Origin of the sequence: Pedobacter cryophilus (assembly GCF_005116455.1) — a bacterium.
Lineage (GTDB): Bacteria > Bacteroidota > Bacteroidia > Sphingobacteriales > Sphingobacteriaceae > Pseudopedobacter > Pseudopedobacter cryophilum.
The window spans coordinates 504,018-527,534 of the sequence record NZ_SWBP01000003.1; the positions used below are offsets into that span (position 1 = coordinate 504,018).

The following is a 23,517-nucleotide window of genomic DNA, read 5'->3' on the forward strand; positions in this document are numbered from 1 at the left end:
CTGAATGAATAAAAAAAGAAAAGATAAATAGGTTAATCATCAAATTTTCAAATTAACAATCAACAAATCAACAAAGATCAAATCAAACTAGTATGAAACTAAATCTAAATATACAACCATTAAGTAGCTGGGTTAAAGTAACTCATGAGCCACTTATTATTTCTGGCCCATGTAGTGCCGAAACCGAAGAGCAATTAGTAGCCACCGCTCATTTATTAAAAGCTACCGGAAAAGTAAGCGTTTTAAGAGCCGGAATATGGAAACCAAGAACTCGCCCAGGAGAGTTTGAAGGTATTGGAAGTATTGGTTTGCAATGGTTAAACAGAGCTAAGCAAGAAACCGGTTTGCCTATTGCGGTTGAAGTTGCTACTGCAAAACATGTGGAAGAAGCCTTAGCTGCTGGTGTTGATATTCTTTGGATTGGTGCAAGATCTACCGTAAACCCGTTTACAGTACAAGAAATTGCTGACGCTTTAAAAGGTGTTGATATCCCGGTAATGGTTAAAAACCCAATTAATCCTGATCTTTCTTTATGGATTGGTGCTTTAGAGCGTATTAACCAAGCTGGTATTACTAAATTGGCAGCTATTCACAGAGGATTTTCTTCTTTTGAAAAATCTGCTTTTAGAAATGAGCCAATGTGGGATTTAGCCATCAGCTTAAAAACTTTAGTTCCTGATTTGCCTATTATTAATGATCCGAGTCATATTTGTGGAAATAGAGAATTATTACCTTTCATTTCTCAAAAAGCATTAGATTTAGATATGCAAGGCTTAATGATTGAATCTCACATAGATCCTTCTGTAGCCTGGACAGATGCTAAGCAACAAGTTACCCCATCCGCTTTAAGCGAAATGATTGACGGTTTTGTTTTACGTAAACCCGAATCTAAAAACCCAGAATTTACTGATAAACTGGCTTCTTTAAGAGAAAAAATTGACAAGCTTGATGATCAGATTTTTACAAAATTAGGCGAGAGAATGAAAATTGTTGAGCAAATTGGAGAATTCAAAAGAGATAATGATGTGACCATTCTTCAGGTTTCTAGATGGGATGAAATTTTACATAAAAGAACAGCTTACGGTTCTGTTTTAAAACTAGAAAAAGAGTTTACAGAAAAAATTCTGGAATTAATTCACAGCGAATCTATCCGCAAACAAACAGCAATTATGAATACTAAAGCTACATTAAGCTAATGTCTGCTGCTATTGTTATAAAGAAATCAGATTTTAAAGAAGAGCAGGTTATTAATTTAACCGGCTCTAAAAGCGAAAGTAACAGAGCGCTTATTCTATCGGCTTTGAGCCAAGGAAAAGTGATGATCAATAATCTTTCGTCTGCTGCTGATACGGTGACCCTGAATAAAATTTTAACTCAGGATAGGGAATCTAAATCTGATAAAAAAGTAATTAACGTTGGGCCAGCGGGTACTGCCATGCGTTTTTTAACCGCCTATTTTTCTTTTAAAGGAGAGCAAGTAGAGATTACCGGTTCTGACAGGATGAAGCAGCGCCCAATTGGCACCTTAGTAAATGCTTTAACCAATTTAGGAGCCGATCTATCTTATCTAGAAACCGACGGCTTCCCTCCTGTTTTTATTAACGGTCCTTTTGAGCAAAAAAACCTTCGTGTTGCCATTAGAGGAGACATTAGTTCTCAATTTTTAACCGCTTTGCTTTTATTAGCCAGTTCGCTGCCAAAAGGCTTAGAATTAGAAATTATTGATGAATTAACTTCAAAACCTTATGTAGACATGACTTTGGCCATGTTGGCACAATGCGGCATAAACCATACTTGGGAGAACGATATTATTTCTATTCAACCTCAGGAATTTAGACCTACAACGCTTACTATAGAACCAGATTGGAGTGCCGCTTCTTATTGGTACAGTGTGGCAGCTTTAGCAGAAAATGCTAAAATTCATCTTCCAAACCTTAAAAAAGATAGTTTACAAGGTGATAGCGCTGTTGCTGGAATCATGACTTTATTTGGAGTGCATACCACTTTTGAGCAAGACGGAATTGTGATTGAGAAAATTCATCAAGAAATTAAACCTCAGTTATTAGATTTTAGGGAATGTCCCGATTTGGCTCAAACTGTTATTGTTTGCGCTGCTATTTTAGGAAAAGAGTTTAGTTTTACAGGCTTAGAAACCTTAAAAATTAAAGAAACCGATCGTATTTTTGCCCTACAAACAGAGCTAGCAAAAATTGGCGTAAAATTAATTGAAACACAAGCAGACATTTATCAGTTAGATTGTTTGGATATGGTTATACCCGAAGAAATTAGCATTACAACCTACGAAGATCATAGAATGGCAATGGCTTTTGCACCTTTGGCAATGATTATTGGGGAAGTAAAAATAGAAGAATCCCAAGTAGTAGAAAAATCGTACCCACATTTTTGGGAAGATTTTAAAAAGATAGGGTTTTCAATTAAGTAACAAGATATTAGTGTTAAGCAGCAAGATATTAGTATCAAGTATCAAGAACTTAAAAAACTATGTTTGAGTTGGAATTAAGTCTCGATACTAATACTTAATACGTCAAAATTTTTATCAATAGCTCTAATCATTAAATAAAATTAAATAATGTATGGTAGGTAGATCTTGATACTTGATACTCACTACTTAATACTCACTACTTAATACTTTAACATGGCAGGAAATTCCTTCGGACAAATATTTAAAATCACCACATTTGGAGAATCTCATGGCGCAGCCATAGGTGTAATTATTGATGGCTGTCCTTCTAATATCTCTATAGATTTAGATTTCATTCAGGATGAGTTAGATAAACGCAAACCTGGTCAGTCTAAAATCACCACACAACGCAAAGAGTCAGATACTTTTCAAATTTTATCCGGTGTTTTTGAAGGTAAAACAACAGGAACTCCAATTGCTATTATTATTCCAAACGAAGATCAGAAATCAAAAGATTATGATCATAATAAAGATACTTTTCGCCCTTCACATGCTGATTATACCTACCAAGCTAAATATGGGATAAGAGATCACAGAGGTGGAGGCCGTTCTTCGGCTCGTGAAACTGCGGCAAGAGTAGCAGCTGGCGCCATTGCAAAATTATTTCTTCAACAAAAAGGAATTGAAGTTTTAGCCCATGTAAGTAGCGTTGGAAAAATAGATGCCCCAGAAATTACCATTAATTCGGCAAAAGAATTTATCAATTTAAGAGAAGCAAATATTGTAAGATGTGCTGATGCGGCCGTAGCCGTAGAAATGATTGAATTGATTGACGGTATCCGTAAAGAAGGTGATACCGTAGGCGGCAAAATATCTTGTTATATTAAAAATTGCCCTGTGGGATTAGGTGAGCCTGTTTTTGATAAGCTTCACGCTGATTTAGGAAAAGCTATGTTGAGCATTAATGCCGTACATGGTTTTGATTATGGTTCTGGCTTTGATGGTTCAACCATGCGAGGTTCTCAACATAATGATATTTTTTCATCTGATGAAAACGGAAAAATCTCTACTAAAACCAATTTTTCTGGTGGTGTACAAGGTGGTATTTCTAACGGAATGGACATTAACTTTAGAGTGGCTTTTAAACCCGTTGCTACCATTATGAGCAACCAAGAAACGGTAAATAAAGATGGTGAAGCGGCAGAAATTAAAGGCAAGGGCAGACATGATCCTTGTGTGGTACCAAGAGCAGTTGCCATTGTAGAGGCTATGGCTGCTTTGGTAATTATAGATCACTATTTAAGAAACCAGTTGTATCAAAATTCATAAGATTAAGAAACCTTAATTCCATGGTCTGTGTCTTCACAGACCATTTTTATTTTGTATTTCGATCTATGAGTACACAGACCGAAGCATGGTTATATCAACAATAAAAACATTTTTTTCCATGGTCTGTGTCCTCACAGACCATTTTTTTGTTTCAATCGATGAGTACATAAACCTAGGTTAAGAAAATAATAATTAATCAGCTATTAATTGTCTTTTAACGCTTTATCTATAAGTGTAGTTTTTCCATTCCATATTTTACGAGCTGTCCAATCCTCATTTGGTGCTACCCAAAAAGGATCGGTATCGGGCAATCCTAGAATTAAGAAAACCTGAGTGCATAAATACAAGCTTCCTGTGGAAATGTAGCTTTCGCCAACTTCGGGTTGATGTCCATAAAAACCAATAGTTAACCATCCATTCTTATCAAAGGTATTGGGCGCTTCTACTTGCTTTTTCACCATGGTGTATAGGGCGTATCTTACTTGTTGAGGTTGTATATATTTTGAAAGAACTCCCATTAATGCTATTTTAGAAAGCAGCTGAAAAGCTCCAAATCTATAAGCTAGTGATCTGCCAATTGGCGGATAAGTGCCATCACTTGCTATTAAACGCTCTTGCACTTCGGCATATCTAATGGCTCTTTTTAATGCTAAACCATTATCTTCAAAATCATTAATCCCTTCTTCTTTTAAAGTTTTTAACACCTCTAAAAACATGGGTTGTATCACAAAACTATTGTAGTAATCCCAATGAAAATTTGCACCATCGCCATAAGCACCATCCCCTTTATACCAAATTAAATGTTGTTTAATGGCATAATCAACTCGGGTTTTATCATAAGTTCCATCAAATTTTAAAAGAGCAGCTTCAACCATTGCACTAAACAAAAGCCAATTACTTTCACCAGGTTTAATTACTCTGGTGGATTTTAATGCCGCTATTACATTATTTTTTGTTTGCTCATCAAGTGGTTTCCATAACTGATTTGGTGCTCTTAATAATGCTTGAGCAAGAAAAGCTGCATCAACTAATGGCTGACCTCCATCTTTATTAAAATTTAGAAAATCTGGAGAAGTCTTATCGGTTGCGTTTTTAAGAGCCAACTGAGACATTTCAATATATTTTTTCCTGAGTTTTCCTTCGGGGCTTTCATCAACTCCTAGTGCTAGCCAAGGAGATATACCTGCTAAAGTTCTCCCAAAAGCTTCAAGATGAGTATACTTTACGGCGTTTGAAGTTTTAGCCTCTATCGGCATTGTTTTTCTTAACTCACCTTTACTTAAAGCACTTAAAACCGGATCGGCAATGCGCAACATGGTTTGTACCATATAAGCTCTTTGTGCTGCAGGATTATCCAAATCCTGAGCGTTAACATTAAAGGTTAGCAGAAATAAAATAATAAGGGAAAATATCTTTTTCATTGAATCAAATTTATGTTTTCTATTGATTTATTTTTCATTGAATATCAATCACATTTTGAACAATTATTTTAATACTTCAAAATACGATGAATTTAAGCTTGATTAAGCTATCTGTTTTAGATTTGTCAACTCTTTTATAAAAACGCAAGAGAGTTGACAAATCTTTAAATAAAAAAAATTCACTAACGCAAATCTTGAGAAGCAATTCAATAGCTGGAAAAAACTTGTGCTTTTTTATGGATTTAAATTTTATAGTATTAAATACCCATTACAAGGTTTTGCGTTAGGGATTGGAACGGCATCTTTTTTGGCTTTTTCTGCCAAAAAAATATAGTGTAAAGCCCGCCCGAACGCCCAAATAAATATACTATTCAGTCGTTTTTACTTTAAATTTTAAAATGAATACTTAGCTTTCACACATGTTTAAATTTAAAGGTGAATTTGAGAAAACAGCCATTTATGAGACTAAATTATTTGGAAAAGGGACGGGTTTAACTATTCCTGGAATTGGGATTATTGTGGGAGAAGAAATTTTCTCTAAAAACAAAGATCCTTGGTTAATTAAACATGAATATGGCCATATTCTACAAAAAGCAAAATATGGCCATTTCAAATTCTACACTCAAATTGCGATTAAAAGCTTATGTAGTGCCGCTAAACAAAGTATTTTTAATCATCATCAACATGCTTTTCATCCTGTTGAAATAGCTGCAAATCAGTTAGCTTATGAATATTTTAACCAGCCAAAAGATTGGCCGGTTAAAAGGTTTCCTTTAAGCGCTGTATAAATTATTTATTTTAAATATTTAGCGTACCAATCTAAATATCTTTTCAATCTATCTGCCTGGTAACTTAAAATCCCAATTCCATGAAACTGATTTGGGTAAATCACTAATTCTGTTGGGATATTTAAAGTTTTTAAGGCTGCGTACATTTGCTCGCTTCCTTCTGATGGCACATTAAAATCATTTTGGCCCACCATAAATAAAGTTGGTGTTTTAATTTTATCTGCATGTGTAAATGGATAAGAAATTTTCATATATCTTTCTAAATCTTTCTTTACCCAAGGATAACCAATTTCTTCATTCCATTGTAACATGTATTGATCAATTCCGTACATAGAAAGTTGCATTGCGCTGCCAGCACCGCTTATTCCAGCTTTAAATCTGGTATCAGTGGCAATGGTATAATCAGTTAAAATACCACCATAGCTCCAACCGCCGATGCCTAATTTATCACCATCAACCAAACCTTGTTTTACCAAATAATCTGTAGCACCTAGTAAATCTTGTACTTCTAAATTTCCCCAATCGCCATAAATGGCTTTACTAAAAGCTATGCCTCTGCCATTACTTCCTCTATAATTTACCGCTGCAACGGCATAACCACCAGCTGCTAAAACCTGACGGGTGAGATCAAAAGAAAATTCGTCTTGAGAAACCGGACCGCCATGTATAAACAAAATCAATGGTAATTTTTTAATCCCTGCATCAGATGGTTTTAAAAGCAAGCCAGATACTATGGTTCCGTCTTTACTTTTAGATTTAAAACCTGTAACTGTTGCTAAATCAATACCGCTTAACCATTTTTCATTCACATGAGTAATTTGATTTAATACGCCATTGGTTAAAGTAAAAAGGTTTGCCGGATGCTGAGGATCGCTCATGCTGGTTAACCACTTACCTGCAGAATGGCTTTCTAAACCTGAAAAACTACGCTCGCCATCAATAACTTTAGTGATTTTTCCGGTAGCTAAATCTACCGAAGAAATATATGATTGCCTGTCATCATCTACTAAAAAAGCAATACTTTTACTATCATTATCCCATTTTGGATTACCAACCGGGCGGTCTAATTCTTTAGTTAATAACTTGGAGTTAGCACCATCTGGATTCATGATGGCTAAAATGTTTTGATCATAATTGATGAAAGTTTCATCAGAAGTTGATCGTAAATAAGCAATGTACTTTCCGTCTTTACTCCAAGATGGTCGGCTATCTCTACCCTTCCAGGTGGTTAATTGTTGAATTTGCGCTCCAGCTTTTGCCTCTACAACATAAATATCATCATTATCGTTTCTGTCAGGATCTGCTGTTCTGTTGCTTACAAAAGCTATTTTTGAGCAATCTGGCGACCAAGTAGGCTGACCTTCATCATAATTACCCGTAGTAATTTGAGTCAATTTTTGAGAAACAACGTCTAAAACGTAAAGATGCGTTGGACGGCTGTCTGTATAACCTTGTATATCTTGTTTATAATTGTATCTATTGGCTACAATAGGCGCTTTGGTTGGTGATTTCTTTTTTGCGGCTAAATCTTCATCTTTAATTACTAAAGCTATTTTTGAACCATCTGGCGACCATAAATAACTTTGCAAATCTCCTTTTACTTTAGTGAATTGTTTTGCTTCGCCACCTCTTCTATCCATTAACCAAATTTGACTGTTTTCTACAGAATCTACTTTTTTAGACGATAGGTAAGAAATGTATTTACCATCAGGACTAAAAGTAGCAGCGCCTTCGCCCTCTTCAGAATAAGTCAATTGAAAATTATCTTTACCATCCCAACTTACCATAAAAAGATCTGATTGCTTTTTATTTTTTGCAGAATCGGGCGTAGAAACACTATATAAAACCCATTTTCCTTCTGGTGAAACTTGCGGATTTGCGATAGACTGTAAACGGTAAACATCATTTGGATGGAGTTTTCTTTTCGCATTTTGAGCTTGAGCCACTCCCAAACATGCTATCAAAGAACAAAAAAGTATTGATTTTTTCATATTGATTAAAATAAGAGTTTAAGGTAAAAGAAATATGATGAGAAATAAAAATTGCTGTGTAACACTTTAGTGAAATAGAAATTGGTTTATACAAGCAGAATTGCTTTTGCATAAAAAAAGCCACTTTTTCAAGCAGCTTTTTGTTCAGTCTTTTTTGTTTTTAAAGAAATTCACCCTTTTCATTAGTCTTAACCCTTAGCCTTTTATTATCTTTTTCTAATAAGAGTTTATAGGTTTTGGTTGATTCATCAGTTGCACTAAAATAACTGACCAGATATACATCTTTTGCAATTTTCCAATCGGGATATTTTTTGACCACAGCTTCAGCTACAGGAGTTGGTATTTTTATGTTTTTAAATTTTTCTGCTGTACGTAAAAGCTTTCCTTCTTTATCATAAACAGCTAATATAGAGCCTTCTGGAATGTAAAAAGAAATAAAATAATTATCATATACATCTTCGTAATACTCAGAATTTTTGAGATCAAAAGCAGCCGCTTCCATTTCCAGTCGTTTTACAGGTATTGCCAATTCTTTGTTATCTACCGAATTGAGATACCTATAATTGAAAGCAACTACTTTTACTTCGGGTAAAGTGTCTTGTGCAAAAGCTAGAGCGGTGAATCCAAAAATAAAAACACCAAGGCTTAGCATTAATTTTGACTGTTTCATGATTTTCAATTTTAAGGTTATAAATAGTTAATTAACCATGTATATGACGATTAACATTTAAACAAAATTGTAAATTAGTCTTTATTAAAGCGTTGATTAGGATTGTTATAGGAAGTGATTTTTGTCAATCAAACTCAAAACGCAGGTTGATAGGAAACAAAAAAACCGCCTTTAAATATATTTAAAGGCGGTTTTTATATGTTTTTTTGTACCCAAGAGGAGATTCGAACTCCCACACCCATACAGGCGCCAGCCCCTCAAGCTGGTGCGTCTACCAATTTCGCCACCTGGGTATATTTGCAAATATAAATTTTAAAAGCACAAACAATCAATTTTTAGATATGGATTTCTTGTCCGTCATAAGCCAGTTGAATGCCTTTTGGCAAATAAGCAGCAACATCTTCATGTTTTCCTAATTTATGGCTAATGTGAGTAAAGTAAGTAGTCTCGGCGTTTATCATTTGTGCAAAAGCTATGGCCTCTTCTAAAGTAAAATGTGAAATATGCTTCTCTTTTTGCAAAGCATTAATCACCAGTGTTTTACTTCCTTTTATTTTTTCAATTTCGCTTTCGCTAATGGTTTTTGCATCAGTAATGTAGGTGAAATCATTAATTCTGAACCCTAAAACTGGCATTTTAAAATGCATGACTTCTATTGGTGTAAGCTCAATATCTCCAACAGAAAAAGGTTCTGAGTGAATCTCATGCATATCAATTTGTGGGATTCCCGGATATTTAAAATCTGAAAAAACATAATAAAATTCACGTTTTAGCGATTCTTGCACTGCTAAAGTGGCGTAAATATCCATCACCGCTTTTTGCTTATAATTAAAAGCTCTAATATCATCTAAACCTGCAATATGATCTTTGTGTTGATGAGTAAAAACCACCGCATCTAACTTTTGCACATTGGCTCTAAGCATTTGATACCTAAAATCTGGCCCGGTATCAATCACCACCGTTTTATTAGCAGATTCAATCAAAATACTACTTCTTAAGCGTTTATCTTTTTGATTAACAGAAGTACAAACCTCGCAATTACAAGCAATTACAGGCACACCCTGTGAAGTTCCGGTACCTAAAAAAGTAACTTTCAAAACGAGATGCTAGTTTGAAGAAGTGAATAATAAAATTGCTTTTGTTTATCTGATAAAAGGGTTTCGTCTACTTCTAATACTTTAATCAATTCTATTAAAGCAATGATTTTACTCTCGAGATTAGAAAATTTATTGACCACCACAATTTTACTGCTTTCCATTAAGCAAGAACCTGTTTTAAAATTGCCTTTCTCATACCTTACGCTATAACCCAAATCGGTTAAGAGCTTTTCTAGCTTTTCTAAAGTATGGTTGGTAATAGAAATAGACATGCCTCAAATTTGCAAAAAAAAAGGGAGACCTTAAATAAAGTCTCCCAATTAAAAAATTTCTATTTTCTTATCTTAAATCTACCACATCTACGCCTGGATATTTTTTGGCATCAAATGAAAACATAGACTCGCTAACTTTCACATTTGGAGTAAAGGTTTTTATTAAATAAGTATAAACATTTCCGTTTTTATCATAAACCACAATATTTGAGATTTGCTTATTCACCTTATCTATTCTCAATTTAATTTTTGAGAAAGAACGTTCGGCCAAAGGAGCCAATTCTATATTTTGATAAACACGATTGTTCAATTTAGTTTCACCAAGATAAACGGATTTAAACCCTTTTTCATAAATGGTAAATATTTGAGCCGGATTAAGTGCTGAAGCACTGTTATCTATTTCACTAACTTGTACCTCATTATCGTTTTTTAAATAAGTCCATTGTACTTTACCATCAGAAATTAACTCTTGCGTACCTACCGAAACTTTGTATTTGTTTAATTTGGATTTGATGTACAAAGTACCGTTTTGTGTTTCGTTAATTTTAGCCTGAGGATTTTTAATTCCATAACTAAAATCAGCTTTTACCATATCGTAAGAACGATATTTTTTACTTACACCTGCTAAAATGGCTTTAGCCTGAGCATCTGTTTGAGCATATATATCAGAAAAAGTAAGCAATAATATCAAACCCAATAATCCTATTTTTCTGTTTTTATTTATCATTTTATGCTTTTTTATTCATGTCAGACAAGAACTGTTCCAAAGCGTGTTCATCAATAATTAAAACCTCTCTGGCTTTACTTCCCTCAAATTTTCCAACAATACCGCTGGCTTCTAATTGATCTATAATTCTACCTGCTCTGTTGTATCCAAGTTTCAGCTTTCGCTGTATTAAGGACGTAGAACCTTGCTGATGCATCACAATTAAACGGGCAGCATCTTCAAACATAGGATCACGATCTGATAGATCAAAATCTTTAATGCTTCCGCCATCGCCATCATCACCTACATATTCTGGCAATTCATACGCCGAAGCATAACCTCGCTGACTACCAATAAATTCTGTCACTCTGTCAACTTCAGGAGTATCTACAAAAGCGCATTGCAAACGGATTAAATCACTACCTGTAGATAATAACATATCTCCTTTTCCAATCAATTGATCGGCCCCGCCCGAATCTAAAATCGTTCTAGAATCTATCTTAGAGGTTACTCTAAACGCTAAACGAGCTGGGAAATTAGCTTTAATTGTTCCCGTAATAATATTTACTGATGGCCTTTGCGTAGCTAAAACCAAGTGAATACCAATTGCTCTGGCTAATTGTGCCAAACGAGCGATAGGCGTTTCTACTTCTTTACCGGCTGTCATCATTAAATCGGCAAACTCATCAATAACCAATACAATAAACGGTAAAAATTTATGTCCATTATTAGGGTTTAGCTTACGCTTGATGAATTTCTCATTGTATTCTTTTAGGTTTCTTACGCCTGCATCTTTCAACAAATCATAACGCTGATCCATCTCAATACATAAAGAATTTAGCGTATTAATTACTTTTTTGGTATCGGTAATAATGGCTTCATCTTCTCCGGGTAATTTTGCCAAGTAATGTCTTTCTATTTTTTTGAAGACAGAAAGTTCCACCTTTTTGGGATCGACCAATACAAATTTTAATTGCGATGGATGCTTTTTGTAAAGCAATGAAACCAATATGGTATTGATACCGACAGATTTACCTTGTCCGGTTGCCCCTGCTACCAACATGTGTGGCATTTTAGCTAAATCGGCAATAAAAACTTCATTAGAGATGGTTTTACCTAATGCAATTGGCAAATCCATAGTGGTGTTTTGAAATTTCTCTGTAGCGATGATAGAACGCATAGAAACCATTTCTGGATTACGATTTGGAACTTCTATACCGATGGTTCCTTTACCCGGCATGGGTGCAATAATTCTGATTCCTAAAGCCGCTAAACTTAAAGCAATATCATCTTCTAGGTTTTTAATTTTAGAAATTCTAACTCCCGGAGCAGGAATAATCTCATACAAAGTAACGGTTGGACCAATGGTAGCCTTAATTTTATCAATCTCAATATTGTAGTTATTAAGCGTTTCTACAATTTTATTCTTGTTGGCTTCTAGTTCTGCTGTATCAACCGATACTTTATTAGAACCATATTGTTCTAATAATTCAATAGTTGGGTTTTGGAAAGAAGAAAGATCTAAAGTAGGGTCAAAAGCGCCAAACTGCTCTACCAAACTTTCTGATTTTACTTCCTCCTCTGTTTTCTCTATCACTAATTCTAGTGGCGCTTCCTGTTCCTCAACTTTAGGCTCTGGCTTTGCATGTGCAATTTCTGTCCACTCCTGCTCTTTTTCTGGCGCAAAAACTTCTGGCTCTTCTTCTTTTTCAATTTCTTTGTTTAAAGTGTTTTCAACCTCAAAACTGGTTTTTAAAGGAACTGGAAGGGGTTGATTTGCCACTCTATTTCTTAATGGAAATTCTACAGGTTTTGAAGGGTATTCTTCTTCTAAAATAGGTTCGTCTTCTGTTTCTGGTTCTTCGTTTACTGGTATAATTTCTTTTACTTTTCTTTCCGGAATTTTGAAATCAATGTTGTAAGCAATAATTAAACAGGTTAAGCCAGCAAATACCAATATAAAACCAACTCCGGCTGCCCCAATTTGCGCTTGCAAAAGCTGATTAGTATAAAAACCAAATTCGCCTTCTAAATAATGAGGATATTCGGCTATTAAAGCATGTACAAAACCTAAAGTAATGGAGGTAAAAACTAACAGAAAGAAGCTATAAGCTAATGTTTTTGGGATAGAAAACAATTGTACCTTAAATAACAAGCGATAGCCTAAAACAATAAATACAAATACGAATAGAAAAGAGGCAATACCAAACCATTCATAAATAAATTGATGTGATAGTAAAGCGCCCAATTTACCAGCCCAGTTCTGAATATTAGGATCAATGGCGCCGTTAGATTTTAACTCTTGTAATGTTTTAAAAAGGTTACTCCAACCTCCATTTGCATCTATCACATAGCTTTGATCATCTTCCCAAGTAAAAAGATAGGATGTAAAAGCCATTAAAAAGTACAAAGCAAGCAGTAGCAAAAACAGACCTACAATTTTTATTGCTCTATCATTACTAAAGTTAAATTGCGGAAAACCCTCTCCTTTCTCTTTAATTATTGTTTTTTTGAAAGGTGCAGAGTCATTACTAGAATCTTCTCTGAAAGTATTGGTTCTAAATTGATTTCCTTTTACGGGCATTAGCTCTTTAATTATCCGAACAAATATAATTTAATGCTTAAGTAGATGCTAAAAATAATTAGGATAATTCACTAAGCATAAAAAAGATGATGAACGTTTTTGAAATTATTTAAATTTTTAAAATCTAAAGAAATAAAAACATCGTTAGTTGATGTAATCGTTTCAGATTTTCTAGATGATGTTTTGAGTTTTGATGTTTCTAAAGGGTGTCATTTGAGGTTTGACACCCTTTTTTATTTTTAAAAAATCACTTTTTCACCAATCCTTTTAATATTTCCTTTACCAAACCCGGGCCCTCATATACAAAACCAGTATAAATTTGCACCAATGCCGCACCAGCGTCTAATTTTTCTTGAGCATCTTTAGCATTGTGAATCCCTCCTACCCCAATAATTGGGAAAGACTTTCCAGATTTATCTGCTAAATATTTAATCACTTCTGTAGATCGCTTGGTTAATGGTTTTCCACTTAAGCCACCCATTTCCTTTTTTTGGCTTTCGCCCGATGCTAATCCTTCTCTAGAAATAGTGGTATTGGTAGCAATTACACCAGCAATTTTAGTTTCGGTTATAATCTCCACAATATCATCTAACTGAGAATTGGTTAAGTCTGGTGCAATTTTTAATAAGATTGGTTTAGAAATGCTATGCTTTAAATTTCTTATTTGCAGTGTATTTAAGATATTTTTAAGAGGTTCTTTTTCTTGTAACTCGCGTAAACCAGGCGTATTTGGCGAACTTACATTCACCACAAAATAGTCTACCACATCAAACAAACGATCAAAACATTTAATATAATCGTTTACCGCTTCTTCATTAGGTGTGTTTTTATTTTTACCAATATTTCCACCAATAATTAGTCCGTCTCTTTTTACCGATTCTAACTTTTTAGCTAAAACATCTACTCCTTTATTATTAAAACCCATTCTGTTAATTAAAGCTTCATCTTGTGGAAGCCTAAACATTCGAGGTTTATCATTACCTGGTTGCGGCAAAGGTGTTACCGTACCTACCTCTATAAAACCGAAACCAAAATTAGCTAGCTCTTCAATGTATTCTCCATTTTTATCGAACCCAGCTGCCAAACCAACTGGGTTTTTAAACTTTAATCCAAAAACTTCACGCTCTAAACTTTTATGTTCAAACTTAAAAGTAGACTGAATTAATTTTGGAATCACCCACATTCTTTGCGCATTTTGCAAAGTACCCGTTACAAAATAATGTATCTTTTCTGGATCAAATTGAAAGAAAATAGGTTTCAAGAGTTTATACATGTTGCAAATTTAAAATTTTATTACTGACATGAGTGATGGTGAGGATTTTTCTCCCACAACCCTGCGTAAAATAAACGTGGGTGGCAGCGGCATCCTCCCGTTTTTTTACGGGAGATATAGCAGAACACACGACTGGCGGAACAAAAATGTGCTGCATTTGCTTTTCAAAAACCTTACAAATCTTAAGCTTTTTTGGGTCTTAAATGCTGATTCAAAATTGCTACCTTTGCGCCCAAATGATTGCAATAAACGACTTAACTTTCTTAATTGGCTCTAGAGCCTTATACGAAGAAGCTAACTGGCACATAAAACCAGGCGAAAAAATTGGTTTAATTGGTGCTAATGGTACCGGAAAATCTACACTCCTTAAAATTATTGTTGGCGAATACGCCCCTTCTCAGGGAACTATTTCCATGTCTAAGGATTTAAAAATTGGTTACCTGAATCAGGATTTGTTATCTTATGATTCTCATTATAGTATTTTACATGTGGCTATGGAGGCTTTTGAACGCCAAAACCAATTACATGATGAAATTGAAATTCTCTTAAAAAAGATTGAAACCGACTATTCTGAAGAAATTTTAAATAAACTGAGCGATAAGCAACAGGAATTTGAAGCTTTGGATGGTTACAGTATTGAGTATAGAGCGAATGAAATTTTAGCAGGTTTAGGTTTTAGTACCGAAGATCAGCACCGTCCGTTAAATACTTTTTCTGGAGGTTGGCGTATGCGGGTAATGTTGGCTAAAATTTTATTGCAACAACCTGATATTTTATTGCTGGATGAGCCTACCAACCACATGGATTTACCGTCTATTAAATGGTTAGAAACTTATTTAAACGGTTTTGATGGTGCAATTGTGATTGTTTCTCACGATAGGTACTTTTTGGATAAAATTGTAAATAGAATTGTAGAATCTAGAAAAGGGAAATTGACTATTTACTCTGGAAATTATACTTTTTATCTGGAAGAAAAAGCTTTAAGAGGCGAGATTCAGAAAGGTGAATTTAAAAATCAACAGGCTAAAATTAAGCAAGAAGAGCGTTTAATTGAGCGTTTTAGAGCCAAGGCTTCTAAGGCAAAAATGGCGCAATCTAGAATGAAAGCTTTAGATAAACTAGAGCGTGTGGATGATGTGGATGACGAAAACCCAACAGTAAATTTCCGATTCAAGTTTACTAAACCATCTGGTCGCCATGTGGTAAGAATTGAGGACGCTTACAAAAATTACCCAACCATTAATATTTTAGAAAATGCTGATGGTGTGATTGAAAAAGGCGATAAAATTGCTTTGATTGGTGCCAACGGTAAAGGGAAATCTACTTTATTAAGAATTATTGCCGGTACAGAGACTTTTAAAGGAATGTGCGAAACTGGGCATAATGTAACTACTACGTTTTTTGCGCAGCATCAGTTAGAATCATTGCATTTGGATAATTCTATTTTAGAGGAATTACAATCTTTTGCGCCTAAGCATTCTGACACTGAATTACGTTCTATTTTAGGCTGTTTCCTTTTCACTGGCGATGATGTTTTTAAGAAAATTAGGGTTTTATCTGGAGGAGAAAAATCGAGAGTAGCTTTGGCTAAATCTTTAACTACAGATTCTAACTTCCTGATTTTGGATGAGCCAACCAATCACTTGGATATTCAATCGGTTAACATATTAATTCAGGCTTTAAAGCAATTTGAAGGAACTTTTATTGCGGTTTCTCACGATAGATATTTCTTAGATCATGTGGCCAATAAAATTTGGTTTATAGAAGATCATGATATTAATGAATACCCTGGAACGTATGAAGAATACGAAGAATGGCAATCTAAAAGAGAAAAAGCTGGCGAAACTGGAGGTATAAAACCCGCTAAAGTTGAAAAAGCTAAAAAAGAAGAGCCTAAAAAAGAATTCATAGAAAATAAAAATCATCAGTTGAAGAAACTGAACCAACAATTGCAACAATTAGAAGAAGAAGTTGCTGCTAAAGAAACTATAGTTAAAAATATAGAGGCCGAAATTGCTAAAGAAGAAACCTACAGTAATCCATCAAAATTAAAAGAGGTGAATGAACGTTATGCTTTGGCAAAAGAAAAATTAGGCGCTATGCAATTACATTGGGAAGAACTAGCAGAAGAGATTATGATTTTGGAAGGGTAATTTAGTTGTTTTCAGTTGTAAGTTATTAGTTATAGGTTATCAGTTGCTTTTGGGTAGTCACTAATGGGTTTCTAGTTAACTGAGTTAGTCTACGAACAGCGGACTGTCGACTTTTTTACAGTTGATTAGTGGCATGTAAATGGTTAGAAGTAATTGTTTTTTAGCTAAACGAGATTAATCTGCAGACTGCGGACTTCAGACTTTTAAACTTACCAAATGAAATATTTTTTCAATTTAAGTAAAACTAATGTGCAAACCGAAGACTATGAAAAGCGGTCTTCGGTCAGCGGACTGTGGACTATCTCACTTTTAACTTTCTACTTTCTACTTTCCACTCCAACTGCTTTCGGTCAAAAAAAACCTAAAAAAGAAAGGCCTAAAAGAATTGAGATTCCATCGGTGCAAACCATTTATGATGATGTGAATTACCTTGAGGAAATAAAAAGTGTAGAGTTTTACAACGATAAAAATGATCAATCCTTCCCTGTTTTAAACTTAGGTTCGCAGGAGCGTTTGTTGCTGAAATTTGACGATCTCCGACTCAACAGCAGAAGTTTATATTACAGTGTAATTCACTGTGATGCCAATTGGATTCCTTCACAAATTTCATCTATAGATTATTTAGAGAGTTTTAGCGAAGACCGCATTAATACTTACAGATCATCTTTTAATACCTATCAGAAATACACCCATTACGAGGTAAGTATTCCCAACTTAACCGTTATTCCTAAATTATCTGGCAATTATTTATTAAAAGTTTATGAAGATGGTGATGCTTCTAAATTACTCATAACCCGAAGATTTTTTGTAGTAAATTCAAAAGTGAGTGTACAGGCAGAAATCACAAGATCACGCCGAGTTGCTGCTAGAGATACCCGACAAAAAATCAACTTTAGCATTTTTCATCCCAGCTTAAATATCCAAAACCCCTATTTAGAAATTAGTGCCGTAGTGATGCAAAACGGACGTTCAGAAGTTTCTCAAACTACTCAAAAACCCTTATTTATAAGAAATAATCAACTCATTTATAGTGATGATTATAGCAATGATTTTGAAGGTGGTAATGAATTCAGACGTTTTGATACCCGAAGTTTCCGTTTTAAATCAGAAGGTGTTTATCAAATTTCCAGAGACTCTATTTTTAAAGTCAACCTTTTTACCAATACCAGTTTAAATACCAATAGCTACTCCTATCAATTTGATGAAAATGGGAACTTTTTTATAAGAAATCAAGACGGAAGCAATGATGCTTATGAAGCAGATTATAGTAAAATCCGTTTCTCTTTAAAAGCACCCGCACCAGATGCCAATGGATTTGCATACGTGGTTGGAAAGTTTAATGGCTATCAAAAAAACACCCAAAACCGCATGGTTTATGATGCTGCAACCAAAGAATTTAGCTTAAATACCTTATTAAAACAAGGTGTTTATGATTTTCATTATACTTGGGCAGACGAAAATGGAAAAACTATAGACGACCATGTTTTTGATGGTTCTTTTTTTGAGACCGAAAACAGTTATCAAATTTTAATCTACTATAAAGCCCCAGGTTCTCGTTTTGATGAATTAATTGCTTTTACAGAATTAAACTCGGCCAATAAAATCAGAAATTATTAAGTCGTGGTAAAAAGCATTCAATAAACCTAAAATCAATAAAATATTACCTTTGCCTTTTAAACCATAACACATGAAAGTAAAAAATCCACAAAACTCTTACATCACCATGAATGAGTTGGTACTCCCAAACGACACCAACACTTTAAACAATTTAATGGGTGGTCGTCTATTACATTGGATGGATATTGCTGCTGCAATTTCAGCTCAAAAGCATTGTAATAGAATTGTGGTAACAGCTTCTGTAGATAATGTTTCTTTTCATCACCCTATAAAATTAGGTGATGTGATTACCATTCATGCAAAAGTATCCAGAGCTTTTAATACTTCTGTAGAAGTTCGTTTAGATGTTTGGGCAGAAAACATTCCCTCAGGTGCTAAAGTAAAATCTAACGATGCCTATTACACTTTTGTAGCTTTAGATGAAAATGGAAAAACCATTCCTGTTCCAGAGTTAGTTCCCGAGACTGAAGAAGAAAAAATATTATTTGAAGGTGCTTTAAGAAGAAGGCAATTAAGGTTAGTATTGGGTGGAAAAATGAAAGCAGATGATGCCACCGAATTAAAAGCATTGTTTACTGCTCAGTAATAAAAAAATCCTACAATCGACTTTTTTAAGTCGATTGTAGGATTTTAATTCAATATTATCCTCACAACCTGAGTTCTACTTTTTAATAACCATCAGGGCAAAGTTTCTATATCTATACTATCTTTTTATTTGGGCGTTCGAGCGGGTTTTACGCTACCTGCCTGCCGCAGGCAAGGTATCTTTTTCTTGAAAAAACAAAAAGGATACCGCTTCACCCCCTAACGCTCCTACAGTTTAACAACATTCAGCAAAAAAATTAATCCCAATTTTACTCATAAAAAAAGAGTCCCAATTTCTCGGGACTCTTTAAGCATTGAATTTGTTTTGACCTTAGTCTTTCATAATCACTTTAAAGTTTTTCACTTCTTTAGCGGTAATCAATCTAAAGAAATACGTTCCGGCTGAGATGTTCTGTCCGTTAAACTGTACTTCATAAGTGGTTTGTGCATTCGCATTCCCTTTAAACAAACTCTGGATTTTGGTGCCTTTTAGATCGTAAATATCTAATACTGCATTGTCTTCCTGGTAAGGTAAAGTAAACCTTACTGTGGTTTGTTTTCCAAATGGGTTTGGATAAGCCATAAACTCAGTTGAATTTACATTTAGCTCTGAAATAGACACATTACTATCTGTAGATCCTGAACCTACTGCGTAAGTTGTTAAAGGACTTGTTGCACTTGTACAAGGCACATCAGCAAGCAATCCTAATCTGTCTAAACTGTGTTGACTTAAATGTGATGGAACTGCATTTGCACTAATTGATATCGTGTTTCCTTTTGAAGGATCATTTGAAGGATAATGTGTCAAATATACTTTACCAGTAAACTTGCCATTCTTATCTTTCTCTCTCACATCTTTCACACAAATACTAATACTTGCTGTTGAAACACATCCATATTTATTAGTTACTAAAACATTAAAGTTATAGAAACCTGCTACCGTTGGTGTAAATACTGGTGAACCAGAAGTAGTACTGCTTAATGATGAGGTAGCTGCTCCACTCCATACATAAGTATAGCTTCTTGGATCTGTTCCATTTCCACCACTCACCAAGTTAGCTACTTGTAAAGTTGTGCTTTGTGCACCATATCCTAAAAACAAGTTTGTTGATACTCCGCCTGTGTAAGTTGAGCTAGTTGGTACTGAAGCAATACTGCTGGTAGTTAGTTCTCCAACTACAGTTACTACTGCTGTTCCTGTTGAAACATTACCATTAACATCCGTAACAGTTAAAGTAACGGTATGATTACCAATTGAAGAACAATCAAATGATGATCTATCAATAGTTAATGAAGCTATGCTGCAATTATCTGTTGATCCATTATTGATTTGTGCTGCGGTAATACTTACTGCTCCTCCAACTAAGGCTACTGAAATATTTTGTGTAATTACTGTTGGGGCAATTGCATCTACTACAGTTACTAGTGCTGTTGCAGTTGATACATTTCCGTTTACATCAGTTACTGTTAAAGTTACTGTGTTTGCGCCAACATTGCTACAATCAAAAGCTGTTTTGTCTAAAACGATAGTTGCAATTGAACAGTTGTCTGAACTTCCGTTATTAATGTCTGCTACTGAAATACTTGCATTACCAGCTGCATCTAATTGGATCGTTCTGTTTTGTGTTAACACGATTGGTGCAATTGCATCTACTACAGTAACTAAGCTTGTTGCAGTTGATACGTTTCCGCTTGCATCAGTCACTGTTAAGGTTACTGTGTTTGCGCCCACATTGGTACAATCAAAAGATGTTTTATCTAATGCGATTGTTGCAATGGCACAATTATCTGTACTTCCGTTGTTGATGTCAGCTAATGAAATACTTGCATTTCCAGCTGCATCTAATTGGATGGTTTTGTTTTGTGTGATTACAACTGGTAAAGTAACATCTGGTGTAGTTTGTATAGTAACAGTTAAAGTCTCTGTACAATTATTTACATCAGTTACTATTACAGTATAGTTACCAGCCATTAAGCCAGTTAAGTTTTTAGTTGTTGCACCATTAGACCAAGCATAGGTAAAAGGAGCAGTACCACCATTTACGGTTAAGCTAATTGAACCATCAGAACTTCCATTACAAGAAACATCTGTTATAGTTGAACTTAAAGTAGTGTTACAAGGAACAACTGTGATATTTAAACTTTCAGAATCAACTCCTCCATCATGATGGTAGGTATCTTCTGCAAGAATTGTTAAACTAAATGTTCCAGCATCTCCAATTGTTGGCGTACCAGTTAAAGTAGCTGTACCATCTCCATTATCTGTTAGTGATAACCAAGCAGGTAATTGAGTAGATGCAAACTCTAATTCATCTCCAAATGATAAATCAGCATCGATAGCTGAAATATTATAGGTAAATAACTGACCAGCAACTAAATTTAATGATGGAGGAGTTGAAGTAATTACAGGCGGAGTATTCACTACATAATCAAACTTGTGATTAGTTTGATCGCCATAGGTATCTCTTGCTGTAAAATTGAATGTATTTAAACCCCATTGAGCTGTAGTTGGAGTCCAAGATAAACTAGCTGAAGTTGGATTTCCTAATGTAGTTGGTAAAGTTGACGACAGGCTAGCTCCAACAGGTAAAGTAGCTGATATGATTTGAACCCTATCATTAGGATCTGGATCTGATGCCTGAATATTCAAATTAACAGGTGTACCTGCTTCTACAAATGTTTGTGAATTATTAATAGGAGTTGGAGGACTATTAAATGTAGGCTTTAAGCTCACCTGAATAGTTACTGAAGACGTAGTTTGTACTCCTTGATTATCTTGAGCAATAAAGTTTATAACGTTAGTTCCTAAATTTGATGAAGTTGGAGTCCAAGAAAAAGATGATTGAACTGGATTTCCACTTCTAGGCAAAGAAGGAGAAGTAACTGCTCCTAAAGGAATACCTACGCCTGAAAGAGACACATTATCACCTACATCACTATCTGTAGCTCTTAAATTAAAATTAACAGGTTGGCCAGGCGAAACTTGAAATACGGTTCCTGATGCTGGTGTTACTGAATAATCAAATAAAGGAGCAATTGATTGTTGTGTAATTCTTATGATAAAATCTACTGTGATACTAGTTTTTCCATCACTTACTACAATAGCAGCACTATATAATTGATTAATACTTGTACTTGCGGTATTATAAGTTATTACACCAGTAGAAGAATTAACAGATAACCCATTTGGGTTAGAACCACCACCCATTTCGGATGTTGTAGCTAATCTGTATGATAAAACATCTCCGTCAGGATCATTAGCTGGTAGAGCAAAAGTAGCAATTACACCTCTAGAAACGTTAACAACAGGAGGTAAAGTTGCAATAGGAGATGAGTTACCAGTACCCACATTAACAATAGTACCTACATAAACAGAACCATTTGAATTATTTACCAAATTACCTATTCTGCAGCAACTTGAAAATGAAGCAGTATAATTTACAATACTAGAAGCTGGATAAGTGTACAAGGCTGTACCCTCGGTATAAAAATAATTCTCAGAAGGATTATTTGAAGTTACACGAGTTGGTATAACTACACTACCAGCACCAGTATTGATACTGAAATTGATTGTTTGGCCAATTGTAGCACTTCCAGCTTGTGCATAACTAAATTTAAATTCAACTGTTCTACCAGAAACTGGACGCCATGTTAAATTCAAATAACGAATGTGAGAAGCCGAAGCTGTAAAAGAAAAGAACAACAGAGTAAATGTTGCTATTAAAAAAGTTAAATTTTTGAACTTTTTTTGAAACTTAAATTTATTCCTTGCGTAAGAAACATTTTCAAGTTCTACTGGGAGTAGAATTTTTTCCATGTATTAATAGTTTAATTTTTTATCAAACTTAAATACAATTTATTCAATACCTTATCAGGTAAAAGGATGATTTTTTAATTATTTCGTAAATAAGCAAAAAAGTTGTTCTTTATATGAAATCATCAACTATCTAAATATTAATTATTTATAATAATACTGCTAAAATGTAAATTTAAATAATTTAAAAATTCTTTAAATTTCGCATCCTAGTCTTTCTTCTCCTATCCTTTCAAATTGAGTATGTTTTTCATCATATTTTATTAAGAATATGTTGCCTTTTCTGCACCTAATTTTAATGTCAATAGTCTTTTAAACAAAAAAGAGTCCCAATTTCTCGGGACTCTTTAAGCATTGAATTTGTTTTGACCTTAGTCTTTCATAATCACTTTAAAGTTTTTTACTTCTTTTGAAGTAATCAATCTGAAGAAATAAGTTCCGGCTGAGATGTTCTGTCCGTTAAACTGTACTTCATAAGTGGTTTGTGCATTCGCACTCCCTTTAAACAAGCTCTGGATTTTGGTGCCTTTTAGATCGTAAATATCTAATACTGCATTGTCTTCCTGGTAAGGGATGCTGAAACTTACCGTGGTTTGTCTTGCAAATGGATTTGGATAAGCCACTAATTTTGATGGCTCTTCTATCAATTTAAAGCTTACTTCCGTTTGATCTTTAGCTGTATTTACACTGTTTACTGCAAAGATCGCTGGTGCTGCAACCGCTGCGCTGCAACTAAAGCCATTCCAGTTTACATTCTTCTCACTGCTTTCTACTTTCTCTGCAATGAACATTCCT

Annotated in this window: 17 protein-coding genes and 1 tRNA gene; 7 read left to right on the forward strand and 11 right to left on the reverse strand. The window is 34.5% G+C overall.

Going from position 1 to position 23,517, the window contains the following annotated elements; translation table 11 throughout:
• Positions 1 to 92: 92 nt before the first annotated feature.
• From FA046_RS11290 to aroC, 3 genes are all read left to right on the forward strand, one after another.
• Entirely contained in the window at positions 93 to 1,196 is a 1,104-nt protein-coding gene (locus tag FA046_RS11290) for a chorismate mutase (RefSeq protein WP_136826557.1), read from the forward strand.
• A complete protein-coding gene (gene aroA / locus FA046_RS11295; protein ID WP_136826559.1) occupies positions 1,196 to 2,443 on the forward strand; it encodes a 3-phosphoshikimate 1-carboxyvinyltransferase in 1,248 nt (415 codons plus the stop codon). The genes FA046_RS11290 and aroA overlap by 1 nt, the downstream gene beginning before the upstream one ends.
• Positions 2,444 to 2,656: 213 nt before the next feature.
• The gene (gene aroC, locus FA046_RS11300) at positions 2,657 to 3,751 is read left to right on the forward strand and encodes a chorismate synthase (protein WP_136826561.1); all 1,095 of its coding nucleotides are present in this window, start codon (positions 2,657 to 2,659) and stop codon (positions 3,749 to 3,751) included.
• A gap of 203 nt (positions 3,752 to 3,954) precedes the next feature.
• Here the strand turns inward: aroC and FA046_RS11305 are convergent, their stop codons facing one another.
• Complete coding sequence (locus FA046_RS11305; protein ID WP_136826563.1) at positions 3,955 to 5,172, reverse strand: DUF2264 domain-containing protein; 1,218 nt, start codon at positions 5,170 to 5,172, stop codon at positions 3,955 to 3,957.
• A gap of 419 nt (positions 5,173 to 5,591) precedes the next feature.
• Here FA046_RS11305 and FA046_RS11310 point away from each other — a divergent pair, with 419 nt between their 5' ends.
• On the forward strand, positions 5,592 to 5,960 hold the full coding sequence (locus FA046_RS11310) for a hypothetical protein (RefSeq protein ID WP_136826565.1): 369 nt from the start codon (positions 5,592 to 5,594) through the stop codon (positions 5,958 to 5,960).
• A gap of 5 nt (positions 5,961 to 5,965) precedes the next feature.
• Here FA046_RS11310 and FA046_RS11315 read toward each other — a convergent pair whose 3' ends face one another.
• The 8 genes from FA046_RS11315 to FA046_RS11350 form a co-directional block, all read right to left on the reverse strand.
• Positions 5,966 to 7,951: a S9 family peptidase gene (locus FA046_RS11315; protein ID WP_136826566.1), complete on the reverse strand. Its 1,986-nt coding sequence runs from the start codon at positions 7,949 to 7,951 to the stop codon at positions 5,966 to 5,968.
• 160 nt (positions 7,952 to 8,111) lie between these two features.
• Positions 8,112 to 8,621, reverse strand: coding sequence for a nicotinate-nucleotide adenylyltransferase (locus tag FA046_RS11320; RefSeq protein WP_136826568.1), 510 nt, complete (start codon positions 8,619 to 8,621; stop codon positions 8,112 to 8,114).
• A 209-nt stretch (positions 8,622 to 8,830) separates the two neighbouring features.
• A tRNA-Leu gene (locus tag FA046_RS11325) sits at positions 8,831 to 8,914 on the reverse strand.
• 42 nt (positions 8,915 to 8,956) lie between these two features.
• Positions 8,957 to 9,718, reverse strand: a complete 762-nt coding sequence (locus FA046_RS11330) for an MBL fold metallo-hydrolase (protein ID WP_136826570.1) — start codon at positions 9,716 to 9,718, stop codon at positions 8,957 to 8,959.
• Positions 9,715 to 9,990, reverse strand: a complete 276-nt coding sequence (locus FA046_RS11335) for a hypothetical protein (RefSeq protein WP_136826572.1) — start codon at positions 9,988 to 9,990, stop codon at positions 9,715 to 9,717. The genes FA046_RS11330 and FA046_RS11335 overlap by 4 nt, the downstream gene beginning before the upstream one ends.
• Before the next feature lie 67 nt (positions 9,991 to 10,057).
• Entirely contained in the window at positions 10,058 to 10,717 is a 660-nt protein-coding gene (locus FA046_RS11340; protein WP_136826574.1) for a LolA family protein, read from the reverse strand.
• 1 nt (position 10,718) lies between these two features.
• On the reverse strand, positions 10,719 to 13,280 hold the full coding sequence (locus tag FA046_RS11345) for an FtsK/SpoIIIE family DNA translocase (protein WP_136826576.1): 2,562 nt from the start codon (positions 13,278 to 13,280) through the stop codon (positions 10,719 to 10,721).
• A gap of 247 nt (positions 13,281 to 13,527) precedes the next feature.
• Positions 13,528 to 14,553, reverse strand: coding sequence for a quinone-dependent dihydroorotate dehydrogenase (locus FA046_RS11350; protein WP_136826577.1), 1,026 nt, complete (start codon positions 14,551 to 14,553; stop codon positions 13,528 to 13,530).
• 236 nt (positions 14,554 to 14,789) lie between these two features.
• On the opposite strand from FA046_RS11350, the gene FA046_RS11355 reads away from it, so the two are divergent.
• The 3 genes from FA046_RS11355 (at position 14,790) to FA046_RS11365 (ending at position 18,909) form a co-directional block, all read left to right on the forward strand.
• Positions 14,790 to 16,706, forward strand: coding sequence for an ABC-F family ATP-binding cassette domain-containing protein (locus tag FA046_RS11355; RefSeq protein ID WP_136826644.1), 1,917 nt, complete (start codon positions 14,790 to 14,792; stop codon positions 16,704 to 16,706).
• 216 nt (positions 16,707 to 16,922) lie between these two features.
• Positions 16,923 to 18,323, forward strand: a complete 1,401-nt coding sequence (locus FA046_RS11360; RefSeq protein WP_136826580.1) for a type IX secretion system plug protein — start codon at positions 16,923 to 16,925, stop codon at positions 18,321 to 18,323.
• Positions 18,324 to 18,393: 70 nt separating this feature from the next.
• Positions 18,394 to 18,909 (forward strand): acyl-CoA thioesterase, encoded by a 516-nt coding sequence (locus FA046_RS11365; protein ID WP_136826582.1) that lies wholly within the window; start codon positions 18,394 to 18,396, stop codon positions 18,907 to 18,909.
• A gap of 330 nt (positions 18,910 to 19,239) precedes the next feature.
• Here FA046_RS11365 and FA046_RS11370 read toward each other — a convergent pair whose 3' ends face one another.
• Together FA046_RS11370 and FA046_RS11375 are read right to left on the reverse strand one after the other, a co-directional pair.
• Positions 19,240 to 22,725, reverse strand: a complete 3,486-nt coding sequence (locus FA046_RS11370; protein WP_136826584.1) for a putative Ig domain-containing protein — start codon at positions 22,723 to 22,725, stop codon at positions 19,240 to 19,242.
• Between the two features lie 368 nt (positions 22,726 to 23,093).
• The coding region (locus FA046_RS11375) for a T9SS type A sorting domain-containing protein (protein ID WP_136826585.1) at positions 23,094 to 23,517 on the reverse strand (424 nt) is incomplete at its 5' end.

Bases quoted from the DNA above. Each gene is read 5' to 3' on its own strand.
- FA046_RS11360 (WP_136826580.1), top strand. From the start codon at position 16,923: ATGAAATATTTTTTCAATTTAAGTAAAACTAATGTGCAAACCGAAGAC.
- FA046_RS11370 (WP_136826584.1), bottom strand. From the start codon at position 22,725: ATGGAAAAAATTCTACTCCCAGTAGAACTTGAAAATGTTTCTTACGCA.
- FA046_RS11345 (WP_136826576.1), bottom strand. From the start codon at position 13,280: ATGCCCGTAAAAGGAAATCAATTTAGAACCAATACTTTCAGAGAAGAT.
- FA046_RS11315 (WP_136826566.1), bottom strand. From the start codon at position 7,951: ATGAAAAAATCAATACTTTTTTGTTCTTTGATAGCATGTTTGGGAGTG.
- FA046_RS11305 (WP_136826563.1), bottom strand. From the start codon at position 5,172: ATGAAAAAGATATTTTCCCTTATTATTTTATTTCTGCTAACCTTTAAT.
- FA046_RS11340 (WP_136826574.1), bottom strand. From the start codon at position 10,717: ATGATAAATAAAAACAGAAAAATAGGATTATTGGGTTTGATATTATTG.
- FA046_RS11365 (WP_136826582.1), top strand. From the start codon at position 18,394: ATGAAAGTAAAAAATCCACAAAACTCTTACATCACCATGAATGAGTTG.
- FA046_RS11310 (WP_136826565.1), top strand. From the start codon at position 5,592: ATGTTTAAATTTAAAGGTGAATTTGAGAAAACAGCCATTTATGAGACT.
- aroC (WP_136826561.1), top strand. From the start codon at position 2,657: ATGGCAGGAAATTCCTTCGGACAAATATTTAAAATCACCACATTTGGA.
- FA046_RS11355 (WP_136826644.1), top strand. From the start codon at position 14,790: ATGATTGCAATAAACGACTTAACTTTCTTAATTGGCTCTAGAGCCTTA.
- FA046_RS11290 (WP_136826557.1), top strand. From the start codon at position 93: ATGAAACTAAATCTAAATATACAACCATTAAGTAGCTGGGTTAAAGTA.
- FA046_RS11350 (WP_136826577.1), bottom strand. From the start codon at position 14,553: ATGTATAAACTCTTGAAACCTATTTTCTTTCAATTTGATCCAGAAAAG.
- FA046_RS11335 (WP_136826572.1), bottom strand. From the start codon at position 9,990: ATGTCTATTTCTATTACCAACCATACTTTAGAAAAGCTAGAAAAGCTC.
- aroA (WP_136826559.1), top strand. From the start codon at position 1,196: ATGTCTGCTGCTATTGTTATAAAGAAATCAGATTTTAAAGAAGAGCAG.
- FA046_RS11320 (WP_136826568.1), bottom strand. From the start codon at position 8,621: ATGAAACAGTCAAAATTAATGCTAAGCCTTGGTGTTTTTATTTTTGGA.